A 14,026-nucleotide genomic window follows, 5' to 3' on the forward strand; every position below is an offset into this window, starting at 1 on the left:
TTAAAGCACAATCTCAAACTCACTCACGTAGCGACTTAGTAAAGTGCATATCACGCCACTCGTGATTGTTGCTTTCACGCTCGCTAAACGGGTGTAGCGTAAACCCCGTTACTTGGTGAGCGCCATTTACCTCGTAGCGTATAAACGCATCGCTGGCGGCATTCTGGTTGTCCCACCGAATCACCCAGGTATGCCCTTCAAACGGTTCAAGGGTACCTGCGAGGGTAGGCATCTTTTCAGACTGAATACGCAGACCGTGGCGACTTTCAGAAATAGTCAGGGCGCCAAACCACGCATCTTCGAACACACCACTATACGCATCTGCTTCAAGTAGCATGTCGCCATTGCCCCGGGGCACGGTGTGACGGGCCAGGTATTTCTGCTCCTGCTTGTCCTGATAAGTTTGATAGTTGGCAATCCAATCTTGTTTGTCGCCGGTATCTGGCATATAGGCTTTTAGAATTGTTTGCATGATACTGCCTCGGGCACCGTAGTTTGACCCGTTGTTCAACAGCACCACCCCTAACTTTAGTTCTGGCACAAAAGCCACGTAAGCCTGATAGCCAGACAAGGTGCCAGTGTGAGATATCACCTGGTGCCCATATACATCAATTAACCGCCAGCCTAAGCCATAAGCTTTGAAATGGGTGTTGTCCCACGCTTCATCGGTTTCGTCGATGGAAAGTAGGGTCTGCGCGGTAAGCATCGTGTTGTAAGCAGACTCAGACAATAAAGCATCGCCGGAGGGCAGCTTCCCGCCATCTAGCCACATCTGTAACCATTTGAGCATGCTACTGGCATTGCAACTCACACCACCCGCTGCAGCAGACACAATGCCTTGACGGGCAATTTGATTGCGAGGAATTTGATAAATGCCACGTTCATCATTGTGGCCATAACTAATCGCGCGATTTTCCAGTACGTGCTCTGGTACGTCGCCCCCGAAACATTCCATGTCGAGGGGAGAAAAAATACTTTCCTGTAAGCGCGTTTCCCAGCTTGTCTTAGTTAGCTTGCCAACCATTTCTCCGGCCGTGATGTACATTACGTTGGAATAGGAATAGTGACGGCGAAAGCTGTAGCCCGGCGTGAGGTAACGTAGGTTGTGAATGATTTCGGCTCGACTAAATCCACTAGGCTCAGGCCACAACATGCTGTCACCGGCTCCCGACACCAGGCCGCTGCGATGGGTAAGCAAATCTGTCACGTCCATTTCCCGGGTTACCCATGGATCTTGCATCTGAAATTCAGGCAGTACATCGGTTACTGGCGTATGCCAGTCCAGTTTTTCCTCATCAACTAACTGCGCCACAGTCGCAGCGGTAAATGCTTTGCTGGTGGAGGCAAGGCGAAACCAGGTGTCAGGTGTTACTGGCAACTGATTTTTTACATCTCGCAAACCATGTCCGGCAAGATACACGGTTTTACCATCGTGAATAATGCCAACACTCATTCCCGGGGTGTAAAACTGCTTGAGCGACTTATCGATGGTGGCTGGCAGGTCGCTTAGTTGCGGAGGAAGCTGATTCACTGGCCGGGTGTCTGCAAGCACTGGCAGCGCAAGCATCAGGGCCGCCAGTGAAAAACCGATTGGTAACAGTGTGCGCATGAAATCTTCCTTAATGTTGATTGAGGTGATGCAGAAGGTGATTAGTCTCGTGGCTTATCCCAAACCAGTTGCTTAAAATGTTTACGGCACATAGATTCATACCTGTCGTTACCGCCTATTTCAACCTGATTCCCGCCGGTTACGGGTTGCCCTTGTTCATCCATTCGCACCACAAAGGTCGCTTTACGCCCACAATGGCAAACCGTTTTCAGTTCGGTGAATTTATCTGACCAAGCCAGCAGGTAATGACTGCCTTCAAAGGTTTCCCCGAGAAAATCGGTACGCAGGCCGTAGGCAAGCACAGGAATATCCAGCTCATCAACAATTTCAACCAGTTGCTTAACCTGGGTTTTAGTCAGAAACTGAGCTTCATCAATAAACACACAATCCAGCGGTTGGGTGCGGTGGGCCTTAAACACGGCTTTGAATAAATTGTCTTCTGGTGCGTAGAGTGCCGCATCGGCTTGTAAGCCAATACGCGATGTGACTTTCCCCACGTCATAGCGATCATCGATTGCTGCGGTGAAGATCATCACGTGCATGCCGCGCTCACGGTAGTTATATGCAGATTGAAGCAGTGAAGTTGACTTCCCCGCGTTCATGGCGGAGTAGTAGAAATATAGCTGGGCCATAATTTATTATTTTTCTGTGTCGAACCAGCGACCAAGGGACTCTTCCCGCTCGGGCCTGGCGTAGTAATATCCTTGCAGACAGTCTACACCCATCGCTTTGAGCCTTGTAGCTTGATTTTCGGTTTCCACACCTTCAGCAATGGTTTTGCAGCCAAATTCACCGGCAATCAACAGGGTCGCACGTATGATGGGCTCACCAGTGGAATCCAGGTTGTTAATAAATGAACGGTCAATTTTTATATGATCAAAATGCAGTAACTGTAGCTGGCTGAGCGACGAGAAACCGGTACCGAAATCATCGATAGATACAGCAACCTGCCGGGATTTAATCGCGTTAACTTGTTCAGAGAGCTTCTGTTTATTGTCTGCAAAAACCGATTCGGTCACTTCCAGGTGCAGGCGTTCGGGGGCCAGCCCGCTGGTGGCCAGTACTTTATCTAGTTGCTCGACAAAGCTGTCTTCCATGAGTTGAATCACCGACACATTTACCGAAATCGCGACAGATTTATCTACCCAATTGGCTGCATTATTACAGGCGGTAGACAGTACCCACATGCCAATTTCATTAATACGCCCAGAACGTTCTGCAATTGGAATGAAATCCACCGGTGACACGTCTTCACCTTCAAAGTGCCATCGCAGCAAGGCTTCGAACGACCAGACCTTGCCGGTACCTGAGCAGATAAGCGGCTGATAGACTAAATAGAGCTGGTTTTTACTTATGGCATTGCGAAGCCCTTCACGTAAAGTGATTTCTCTGTGTACAGCGTCAAAGATGGTGTCGTTGAATATACCAACGTGGCTGAGTTTGCGGCGTTTCTCATGGTACATGGTGATATCGGCACGTTGAATAAGTTGCCTTTCTTCATCACCGTGGTCGGGGTATACGGCAATGCCGATGGTCGCATCCAGGTTTATCTGGTTTTTCTCAATCGCCATGCCTTGAGCAATGCTACTGCGAATATCCGCCGCGAGTTTCAGTAGCCGGTCTTGCTGGCTAAAAGTGGCCAATACGATAAACTCGTCGCCTCCCCAGCGGGATAACCTGTCTGAAGAGGCAAAGCGGCCGAGCCGGGCTGCAGCAGCCACCAAAACCTGATCACCCACCTGATGGCCCAAGCTGTCATTCACTTGTTTAAAGCCGTCGAGATCAATAAACAACACGGCGAGTTTTGACTGATTCTCTCTGGCTTCCCTGATTTCCTGTCGCAGATGGCGTAAAAAACCTGAACGGTTCGTCAGCGATGTCAGTGGATCTAAATTCGATAACCGCAGTATGTCGTCAGTACGTGATTGTACCTCTACTTCTAACGAGGCATTCAAGGCGTCTAGTTTTTGGTTACTGCTGGTTAGCGCTTTGTTTACGCGCACCACGTCATTGCGCTCTTCTGCCATTTGTTCCACCAGCGCCTGGTTTTGTTCTTTCAGATCGATGGTTTCGAGGAAAAACGCATTGGTTTGACGTGAGGTGCCAAGCATGGTGACATAGAAGGCGATGCCAAGCGCGCCAAGGATAAACAGCTCCTCTCGGGGATCAACCATTGCGGTCACTGAAATCGGTATGAGCAGCAGGGTGCAATAGGTCCATACAAACAGGCGGCTGGCGCCCAAAACTGTTGCCGCGCCTCCCGCGAGAGCTGAAAGCACCACCATGGTAGTGGCGAGCTCCAGAATGGACATTTGCCGAAATAAGCTTACGCTATAGGCCGCCCAGAATAATGCGGTGAAGGTAACGCCCGCTCCAAAACGCAGATAAGCAGGCCAGGGTGACTTGTCTTTCTTTTTAAGCACTTTCATCCAAAATACGGCATCGAAAAAACGCAGCAAAAGTAGACAAACCATCACGAACCAAAACATTTGTTTGGTGTCGGCAGTTTCTGGTGAATCAAAGCCGAAGGTGAGGGCGCTGATCGCCGCGATAGAGATAATCATGCCGTTGAAAGCATTGGAATGGAGCAAGTGGACAACGTCCCGCAGAGTATTATCGTCGCGGTAAGCGGTTTTAAAATATGTGCGCACTACAGCATCCTGAAAGGCTAAAAACTATCGCTTAGTCAGATGTTTGATTCACTCCTGTTGTGACATTGCTAAGTTCCCTGAAAAGCAAAATCGATCATCGCTTAAAGTAGGTATAGTTCAGATTGCCAATAACGCAATAAAAAAAGGTGGCCGAAGCCACCTTTTTACTAAATAAGTTGTACTTAAGACGGTTGTGAATTAAGCCGCATCGCGATCCGCAGTTTCGGTCTCGCCTGTTTCAGCTAATGGCTCAAGGTCGAAATCGAACTCATCTACACGTACTGCCAGTTTGCGCTTTTCGTTGTAGTCATGAAGTGCTTCCGCTTCCTGTGCGTTAATCACGCCACGTTCCTGCAATTTGTTCAGTGCATTTTCAAATGACAAGAATGGCACAACTGGCTCTTTGCGCAGCGCTTTTTGTACTTTACCTAACAGGTGGGCTACGGCGTGTTTAGCTTTAAAGGCTTGCTCATTAATGTCATTGCCGTCTCCGGGCACAACACGTACCAGGTGGGTTAGCTGTGCTTTAATGCTGTCATCTTGCATAGAAGCTAGCGCTAACTTGCTGGCAAGCTTATCGCTAATGCCGCTTACCGAGTTGGTGTACGTGCAAGACAGCAGACGCATCAGACTACGGGTAGCTGTGTTCGGGAAGTTGGCAATGAAATCGACCAACGCCTGTTCTGCTTGTTGCAGTGTCCATTCCATGGCGTATTCAAAATACGGTTGCGCCGCTTTGCGATCTTCAACCCGCTGCTCATAGAAACGAATCGCTGCCATAGCTCCATACAGGTAACTCATTACATCACCTAATCGGGCAGACAGTAACTCAGCCTTTTTCAAATCGCCACCCAGTACTGCCAGAGACAAATCAGCCATAGGAGCCAGTTTCGCTGACATCGCATTCAGACGCTTTTCATACTTTGCCACTTCTGGCAGTGCTGAATCACTGCTACGCAGGAAGGGCAGGTAACTCTTACCTAAACTGCGGAAGGCATTCTTCACGCTGAACGATACGGTTTTCTTCAGTACCCGGTTAAAGTCATGGTCTGCCGCACTGTCATCGCTGTGGATCAGATCGACCATTTCTTTTAAGTAAGGGTGACAGCGCATGGCACCCTGACCGAAGATCATCAGATTACGGGTCAGGATGTTCGCACCTTCAACCGTAATCGCAATCGGCAGCGCATTGTAGCCACCTGCCAGTGTATTCTGCGGACCACGTTGAATCGCTTTACCTGCAAGAATATCCATTGCAGAGTTCATTACGTCACGACCCAACTCAGTCATGTGATATTTTGCAATGGCCGTAACAACGGAAGGTTTCAGGCCCATACCTAAGCCTTCGGTGGTGAGCACGCGCATAGACTCTAGCAGGAACGTTTTTCCGGCAATATCGGCTAACTTGCCCTGGACACCTTCAAACCGACCAATTGGCAGACCAAACTGCTCACGAACGAAACTGTATTCAGCAGACGCTTTCAATGCTGCCTGACCGGTAGCAACACCCATAGCAGGCAGTGAAATACCACGACCAGCACCTAAACAACTCACCAACATCTGCCAGCCGCGACCAATGTTTTTCTGGCCACCGATGATGAAATCCATCGGAATGAAGACATCAGTACCACGGGTTGTACCATTGTAGAAACGTTGACCCATTGGATCATGGCGATTACCAAGCTGTACGCCTGGATGGGTTTTCGGCAACAATGCGCAGGTAATACCCAGCTCCAGCTTGTCACCTAAAAGTTGCTCAGGATCGAACACCTTAAATGCTAAACCAAGCACAGTCGCAATCGGTGCAAGGGTAATGTAACGCTTGTCCCAGCTAACTTTCAGGCCAATCACTTCCTTACCTTCCCACTGACCTTTCGTCACAATGGCTGCGTCAGGAATACCGCCTGCGTCAGAACCGGCCTCTGGGCTGGTTAATGCGAAACACGGAATATCTACACCCTCTGAAAGACGAGGCAAGTAGTAATCCTGTTGCGCTTTTGTACCGTAGTGCATCAGCAGTTCGCCTGGACCTAATGAGTTAGGCACCATCACGGTTACTGCAATGGCACCACTCTTAGCTGCGATAGTGGCAACAATGGTAGAGTTGGCGTAAGGGCTGAATTCCAGACCACCGAATTTCTTTGGAATGATCATAGAGAAGAAACGGTGTTTCTTAAGAAACGCCAGGATCTCATCAGGAATGTGTTTGCTGTTTGCCAGTTCAAAATCGTCAATCAGACCCAGCAACTCCTGCACAGGACCGTTAATGAACGCTTCTTCATCGGCACTCAGTTTGGCCTGCGGAATAGCACGCAGGGCCTGCATGTCTGGTTTGCCTTGGTAAATGGAGGCCTCCAACCAAATATCGCCGGCATCCAGCGCTTCCTGTTCGGTTACAGAAATAGGTGGGAGAACTTTTTTAAGGCTTTTTCGAATACTCATTTTTTACTCATCCGCTCATCTGACCAGTTGTATTTTCTAAATATTACACAAACGCTTTCCAAGATCAAACGTAATGTAAGTATTGTGTTAACGTTAACCGCTTAAATGACCATTAGATTGGCTGAGTAATTGATTCGCTGGCGTTTTTTTGAACATTAAAATTTTGTTTGGAAAATGTCTTAACTAGTGACTTCCGTATTAGTAGCTATACTTACACTTGGTATGCTTAGCAGATACACTGTGCAAGATTCATGTTTTAAGGACACAAAGCGTTATGCAAAACCTCCCTGCCTGGGCGCGTTGGTGCATGGAAAAACCGAAAACAGTGGTGGTGCTTTTTCTTCTCGCCTGCATTGTGACGGGTTTCGGTACAACTAACCTGTATTTCCGTGGCGATTACAAAGTTTTCTTTGAAGAGAACGATCCGCAGAAACTCGCCTATGAAGAAATGCAAAACGTTTTCAGCAAAAGCGAGAACGTGACGTTTCTTATTCTTCCTAAAAGCGAAAATGTTTATCAGCCTGAAACCTTCGAATTACTTTATAAGCTAACCAAAGATGTCTGGCATATACCGCTGTCTATCAGGGTTGAATCGCTATCGAATTATCAGTACACCTATGCTGATGACGAAGGCCTGGTGGTTGAAGATTTAATTAAAAAGGGCCAGTACGATAGGGCCCATATTGATTACGTTAGAAAATCCATTGAGCCGCTGAAAAACGTGCGTGGACGGCTGATATCCGATAACGATCAGATGGCTGTGATTAACGTTACCATTCAGTTACCCGATGGGGACCAGACGCCGAATATCATGAAAATCGGCGAATTCTCACGGCAACTAAAAGCAAAGTACGAAGCCGAATTCCCCGACCACGAAATACACCTTTCGGGCATCGTGAGTATGAACGATGCCTTTGCCCTCACTGCAATGGACGACGCAAGCACGTTAATCCCGCTTATGTTTGTCATTATTGCCGTGATGATCGCCTTACTCACTCGCTCAAAGGCTGCCTCTGCGGTGGTGTTCGCCATCGTTGGCGGTACCATCATTATGACCATGGGGATTGGCGGTTGGTACGGAGTGTTTTTAAGCCCGTCTACGGTAAATGTGCCGACCATGGTAACCACATTGGCTGTTGCTGATTGCCTACACATTATTGTGACCTACCGCCAAAAACTGCAAAAAGGCCTGGCAAAAGAGCAGGCCCTTGCAGAAAGCTTTGTGATTAATTTAAAAGCCATATTGCTCACCAGTATTACCACTGCGGTCGGCTTTTTAATGCTGAACTTTGCCGAAGTGCCTATTTTGTCGCACTTGGGCAACTTAACCGCTCTTGGTGTTGTGCTGGCCTGCATTCTTTCCCTTACGGTACTTCCAGCAATGCTTATGCTTCTGCCTGTGCCAAAGAGTATTGTGGTCGATGAGAATAACGAGAAGGTAGATAAATTGGGCCATTGGGTGATGAATCATCATCGCCGTATCCTGCCTTACTCAGCAATTATCCTCACCGTATCTGTGCTCTTTTGTTTCAATAACCGATTGAATGATGTGGCTGTAGAGTATTTCGATCTGTCTTCCCCGTTTAGACAATCTGTTGAAATACAAAAGAAATACATGGGCGGTATGTCAAATATCGACTTAGCGGTATACACCGACGAGGTGTACGGCATTAACGACCCTGCAGCAATGATTGAGGTTGACGCGCTGGTGAAATGGTTGCGCAGTCAGCCCGAGGTGAAGCACGTGCTGAGTTTTGCCGACATCATCAAGCGGCTAAATATGAACATGCACGGCGATGATCCTGATTATTACAAATTGCCGGAATCGAAAGAACTGGCTGCGCAGTATCTATTGATCTACGAAATGTCACTGCCATACGGCCTCGATTTGAACAATCAGATCGATCTGGATAAGTCTGCAGTGCGTGTCATTGCCGTGCTTGAAAACTTAGGAAGTGATGAATTCACCGAATTTGAGACCAGAACGAAAGACTGGTTTGATAAACTGGCACCACATTTGCGTCTTGAGGCGGCCAGTCCTGCACTCATGTTTGCGCACATCGGTGCACGCAACATGGAAAGTATGGTGTGGGGCTCGCTAGCAGCGCTGGTCGTGATCTCGCTGCTAATTACGCTTGCACTGCGTTCCTGGCGACTTGGCTTGGTCAGTTTGATCGCTAACTTAATGCCTGCCGGTGTGGGTTTTGGCATTTGGGGCATGATGTCAGGTGAAATTAACATGGCATTGTCAGTGGAGCTGAGTATGACCATGGGGATCATTGTGGATGATTCGGTGCATTTTCTACTGAAATACCAGGCTGCCCGGAAAGACAACATGAGCGTGAAAGACTCGGTGAACTATGCTTTCCATACTGTGGGTAGAGCAATGATTACCACCACAGTGGTACTGGCAGCTGGCTTCAGTGTTTTGATGTTGTCTGATTTTAGACTGAACTCAGACATGGGGCTTATGACAACAATCATTTTCATTGCAGCATTACTAATAGATTTACTGTTCCTACCGTCATTTTTAATGTGGTTGGACAAAGATAAAAAAAGCAAGGCGACGGAGGCAATATGACACAGTTACGCAAACTTTCTTTTGCGGCACTGGCAGTGACAGCAATGCTGTCAGTACCGGTAATAGCAGATGAAGCATCGGAAAAAGAAGGGCTTCGCATCGCACAAGCAAGGAAAGAGGTAAACCGTGGTTGGGATAATACTGTAGCGAGTATTACTATGACCTTACGTAACGCACAAGGACAAGAAGCCACCCGGGAGATGCGGGTGAAAACACTCGAAGTGCCCACCGATGGCGACAAGGCCTTAACCATTTTTGATTCGCCAAGAGATATCAGCGGCACGGCGTTTTTAAGCTTCAGTCACGTTAGTGAAGCCGATGAGCAATGGATTTACCTACCGGGTCCAAAAATGGTACGCCGTATTTCCACTAGCAATAAGTCTGGCCCGTTCTTAGGCAGCGAATATGCCTTCGAAGACATGACCTCTTTTGAAGTACCGAAATACACTTACGACTATATTGGTGATGAGAAATTCGAAGGCGATGACGTGTATGTCATTGAGCAAGTGCCTGTGGATGAATTTTCAGGGTATTCCAAGCAACGCTTGTGGATCGACAAAACCCATTATCGCCCCCGCAAAGTCTTGTTTTTCGACCGCAAAGGTGATGAGCTGAAAGAACTGGAATTCAGAGATTACCGTTTATTCAAAGATGAGTTCTGGCGTCCGATGGAGAGTTTTATGTACAATCTCCAAACAAACAAATCGACAAAGCTGGTTACACACGACCTGCAATTTGGAACGGAATTAGAGGAATCGGACTTTGACAGTAAGAGTTTACGCAGGGCGAGATAACATGAAGAAGCGATTGTCGCTTATCGCTCTGGCGATGGGTTTTTCAGGCAGTGCGCTGGCTGATTTTAAAGATATCAGTATCAGTGGCTCTGCAGGCGTGGAAAATCGCTACTACATTCAAGACGCGGCTTACACCGGGCAGCCGCGCTCTCAAGCGTCGGTATTTCTGGAACCAGAAATGTATACCGAATGGAATGACCGCGTTGATAGTATTCTGTTCAAACCGTTTGTTCGTTTAGATCAGCAAGACTCAAACCGTACTCACGTAGATTTACGGGAGTTGATGTGGCTGCACGCGGCAGACAACTGGGAAACCCGCGTGGGTGTCAGTAAAGTGTTTTGGGGACAAACCGAATCGGTGCATCTGGTGGATATTATTAACCAGACCGATGCGGTAGAAAACATCGACGGTGAGGATAAGCTGGGTCAGCCTATGATTAACCTCAACGTATTTGGTGATTACGGCACCATCTCTGGTTTTATTCTGCCTTACTTTCGCGAACGTACTTTCCCGGGTGAAGAGGGGCGTTTAAGACCGCCTCTGCCTATTGAAGAAGATAACGCCCTGTATGAGTCTGACGATGAGCAAAATCATGTTGATTTTGCCTTACGTTGGCAGCGCTCGCTGGGAGATTGGGAAATCGGCCTTAGCTATTTCGACGGAACCACCCGAGAGCCGGAACTCCTTGCTGAAACCGCCGGTGAGGGTATTACCGCGATTCGCCCATATTACGCGCAAATACAGCAATATGGAGTAGACCTGTTAAAAGTGCAGGGCAGCTGGTTGCTGAAATTTGAGAGTATTTATCGTACCGGTCAAAGTGAAGATTTTTTTGCCGCAGTGGGTGGCTTCGAGCGTACTTTTGTTGGCGTATTCGATACCAGTTATGATCTGGGCTTCCTAATGGAATATCAGTACGACGAGCGAGAAGATAACTTCTTCGCTGTGGCGCAAAACGATATCATGGCGGGTTTACGCTGGGTATGGAATGACATCGACGGCACTGAGGTACTCACTGGCTACATTCAGGATCTGGATAATACCGACACCTACAGTGCTTTTGTTGAAGCATCAAGCCGGATGACAGACAACTGGCGCTGGAAAGTGGATGCGTATTTCTTCTCTTCTGATCAAACTGACGACACCTTCTATTATTTCCGTCGTGACGATCACGTACAGGTTGCCCTCGAATATTATTTTTAAACGTTGGAATAAAACAACATGAAAAAAGGACTTCTTGCCGTTTTACTCACTGGTGTAGTTAGCCTAAATGTGAATGCCACAGAGCGCATGTACGGCGTGGCGACAGCCGGTTATGCTGACGCCGATTTCGATGTAACAAGTAACGATGGTGTGGCTTATAGCCTGGCGTTGGGTCATCAATTCAGCAGCAAATGGTATGTGGAAGGCGGCTATCTTAATCTGGTCGATGAAGATAGCGGCACCGATGCGCTGAAAGCCCAAGGCCTATACCTTGCGGTACTGGGGAAAGCTGGCGGTCGATTAGGCGAGCTGTACTACAAACTTGGTGTGATGAATGCCGATGTACAGGGTTTCCAGACTGCCGAAGGTAATGACTGCGTTGCCACTGATTTAGCCACCGCGCCAGTGGGCATGTGCGCTTATGATGATGGTATTGTGGCGGGCATGGTCGGGCTGGGCTTCGACTATCACATTGGTTTAAACAGCATGTTGAGAATGGAAGCGTTGTACGTACGTGGCGAAGAGGACTTCGACGCGACGGTGCTGAGCATCGGGTATCGTTACAACTTCAACTAATTTCCCTATTAAAAAAGCTTCAGACGCATCAAAGTAATCCATCAGCTTGTGTCGCCGTATAAACCAGTAACATAAGTTGATGGATTACTACCGATGAAAAACGAATTAGACAGTAAGTTTCTGCTCAAGGTTTTCGATAAGATTCGCCAGCACGGCAAAAAAGACGGCGAGAAATACCAGCTCAACGGTATTACCGCGTTTACCGACCTTGAAGGTTATAATGTGTTTGTGGAAGACGCCAAAACCAAACTGCAGTTTGGCTTTCACAACCAATACCACTTCGATTATCCCAACCAGGATGCCTTCGACCAATTTGAAAAGAAACTCAAGCAAATCGACAAGGAATATTAGCCGACGGGAAATGTCAGGCGTGCCTTTTTATTCGCAATCATTCACTGATCCGAGTTTTTCTACTTTCCTTCGCCCGCTGGTAGGCTAGCGGGCGACAAATGAGTACAATGTGCTCCGGTTTATTTTTCGGAAATATTGTTCTTGGCTGCTGCAATCAAACCCCCTGTTTTCAAAATCGCATATCTTGGCCCAAAATATTGGGGCGTATGGATTGGCGCGGGTTTACTTTATCTTTTGCTCTGGTTACCGCTGCCGGTTATTCGTGTTCTTGGTGCTGGAGCAGGGCGACTCATTGCCCGTATCGTGCCGAAACGCGTTGCAGTGGCCCGTCGTAATCTAGAATTAACGTATCCCCATATCAGCGAATCGGAGCGTGAAAGCCTGCTAAAAGACAATATTCGTTGCACTGGTATGGCGCTGTTCGAAACGGGTATGGGCTGGTGGTGGCCAGCATGGCGAGTGAAAAAGCATTTCCATGTAGAGGGCTATGAACATGTAGAGGCCGCGCTGGCTGCGGGCAAGGGCGTGTTTGGCATGGCGCTGCATAACATGAACCTTGAAATTGCCTGTCGCGGTTTGGGGTACACCCATCCTGCTATCGCATTTTACCGTAAGCACGATAATCCGCTGATGGACTACCTGCAATACCACGGTCGCGCCCGTTCAAATAAATACATGATTCACAAACGTAACGCCAAAGCCTTACTTGCGGCACTGGGTGAACAGGAATTGTGTCTGTATCTGCCCGATCAAGATTATGGTCGTGCACAAAGTATTTTTGTCCCGTTCGGTGGCGTCGCTGAAACAGCCACGACAACAGCAACGCTAATGTTTGTTCGCCGTACAGATGCGGTACCTATGATTATCACGTCTCAATACACAAAAACGGGTTACAAAGTAAAAATCTATCCGCCTCTCGAAGCACTACGTGAACTCGATGATGTTCCAGCGCTCACCCTGCTGAATGAGCACATCGAAACCATTGTCTCTGAACAGCCGGAAAGTTACCTGTGGATGCACAAAAGGTTTAAGACCCGTCCTACTGAAGACACTCCTTCGCTTTATAATTAAATATGCTGCCCGCTTTACATCGGTGTTGCAGAACCTAAAATTAAACTATGATAGTTTGAAATATCTCTTTCGCTTGCTCGCCGCTGCGGGCAAGCCAAAAAAAACAGTAGTACGGATGAGCTATGGCGAAGCAACCTCAGTCTGATGCCGCTTTCTGGGCAAAACACCTTGGCGTAGCCATTGCTGTGCTGATTGTCGCAGGCATTGTGGTGTATTTTTATCGAAGTAGTGGGGCTGAATCTGCACCTGAAGCGGCCAGCCAGGAAAAATCGATTTCCAGTGGTCTTTCGGAGTTCTATCGAGAATACCGGATGACGAGTACCGATGTTATTGAAGACGAGAGCAGTGACTTTGTACTCGAACTCAATAACAGTGAGGAAAGCCTTGATGCTCAACTTGCTGGCATGTCTAGTGATTTGAAACCTGCCAATAAGCGTTGGGTGGGGGAGCATAAGTTTCGCAGCTTCAAGGCCGGAAATACGCTTAGGGAAGCCATCACCCGCTATGCCGAGCAGGAAGGCATGCAGGTGATTTGGGATTTAGATCAGGATTTCGTGATCAAATATCAATTTCAGATGAACAATACCATTGTTGGTTCCTTGTCTGATATCGCCAAAGCCGTAAATGCAAACTTTGAAGACGGAGTGGGTACTTACGTTTGTCCTCAACAGCGTTCGCTGGTGGTGACCGAGGAAGAAACTGCGTTTCTGAAAAAGAACTGTTCGGCGGTGAATTAACCGCCGACAT

The 14,026-nt window shown here is 47.9% G+C and carries 11 protein-coding genes; 7 read left to right on the forward strand and 4 right to left on the reverse strand.

What is annotated here, in order from left to right; translation table 11 throughout:
- Positions 1 to 19: 19 nt before the first annotated feature.
- The 4 genes from ACXAFQ_RS15765 to ACXAFQ_RS15780 all read right to left on the reverse strand — a co-directional run bounded on the left by ACXAFQ_RS15765 (position 20) and on the right by ACXAFQ_RS15780 (position 6,702).
- Entirely contained in the window at positions 20 to 1,609 is a 1,590-nt protein-coding gene (locus tag ACXAFQ_RS15765; RefSeq protein WP_474824324.1) for a serine hydrolase, read from the reverse strand.
- A 41-nt stretch (positions 1,610 to 1,650) separates the two neighbouring features.
- Positions 1,651 to 2,241: a thymidine kinase gene (locus ACXAFQ_RS15770; protein ID WP_474824327.1), complete on the reverse strand. Its 591-nt coding sequence runs from the start codon at positions 2,239 to 2,241 to the stop codon at positions 1,651 to 1,653.
- A 6-nt stretch (positions 2,242 to 2,247) separates the two neighbouring features.
- Positions 2,248 to 4,260 (reverse strand): putative bifunctional diguanylate cyclase/phosphodiesterase, encoded by a 2,013-nt coding sequence (locus ACXAFQ_RS15775; protein WP_474824329.1) that lies wholly within the window; start codon positions 4,258 to 4,260, stop codon positions 2,248 to 2,250.
- Positions 4,261 to 4,458: 198 nt separating this feature from the next.
- Positions 4,459 to 6,702: an acyl-CoA dehydrogenase gene (locus ACXAFQ_RS15780; protein WP_474824331.1), complete on the reverse strand. Its 2,244-nt coding sequence runs from the start codon at positions 6,700 to 6,702 to the stop codon at positions 4,459 to 4,461.
- A gap of 274 nt (positions 6,703 to 6,976) precedes the next feature.
- On the opposite strand from ACXAFQ_RS15780, the gene ACXAFQ_RS15785 reads away from it, so the two are divergent.
- The 7 genes from ACXAFQ_RS15785 to ACXAFQ_RS15815 all read left to right on the forward strand — a co-directional run bounded on the left by ACXAFQ_RS15785 (position 6,977) and on the right by ACXAFQ_RS15815 (position 14,016).
- Complete coding sequence (locus ACXAFQ_RS15785; RefSeq protein WP_474824333.1) at positions 6,977 to 9,283, forward strand: efflux RND transporter permease subunit; 2,307 nt, start codon at positions 6,977 to 6,979, stop codon at positions 9,281 to 9,283.
- On the forward strand, positions 9,280 to 10,077 hold the full coding sequence (locus ACXAFQ_RS15790) for an outer membrane lipoprotein-sorting protein (protein ID WP_474824335.1): 798 nt from the start codon (positions 9,280 to 9,282) through the stop codon (positions 10,075 to 10,077). Before ACXAFQ_RS15785 ends, ACXAFQ_RS15790 begins: the two co-directional genes overlap by 4 nt.
- Complete coding sequence (locus ACXAFQ_RS15795) at positions 10,046 to 11,281, forward strand: hypothetical protein (protein ID WP_474824337.1); 1,236 nt, start codon at positions 10,046 to 10,048, stop codon at positions 11,279 to 11,281. The genes ACXAFQ_RS15790 and ACXAFQ_RS15795 overlap by 32 nt, the downstream gene beginning before the upstream one ends.
- An 18-nt stretch (positions 11,282 to 11,299) precedes the next feature.
- Complete coding sequence (locus ACXAFQ_RS15800; protein WP_474824339.1) at positions 11,300 to 11,857, forward strand: outer membrane beta-barrel protein; 558 nt, start codon at positions 11,300 to 11,302, stop codon at positions 11,855 to 11,857.
- Between the two features lie 93 nt (positions 11,858 to 11,950).
- On the forward strand, positions 11,951 to 12,208 hold the full coding sequence (locus ACXAFQ_RS15805) for a DUF3081 family protein (protein WP_070125657.1): 258 nt from the start codon (positions 11,951 to 11,953) through the stop codon (positions 12,206 to 12,208).
- Positions 12,209 to 12,349: 141 nt separating this feature from the next.
- Entirely contained in the window at positions 12,350 to 13,279 is a 930-nt protein-coding gene (gene lpxL, locus ACXAFQ_RS15810) for an LpxL/LpxP family Kdo(2)-lipid IV(A) lauroyl/palmitoleoyl acyltransferase (RefSeq protein ID WP_474824341.1), read from the forward strand.
- A 122-nt stretch (positions 13,280 to 13,401) separates the two neighbouring features.
- The gene (locus tag ACXAFQ_RS15815; RefSeq protein ID WP_474824343.1) at positions 13,402 to 14,016 is read left to right on the forward strand and encodes a TcpQ domain-containing protein; all 615 of its coding nucleotides are present in this window, start codon (positions 13,402 to 13,404) and stop codon (positions 14,014 to 14,016) included.
- The last annotated feature ends 10 nt before the right edge of the window (positions 14,017 to 14,026 follow it).

The sequence above is a fragment of the Alteromonas sp. ABH2_165 genome, from assembly GCF_056159945.1.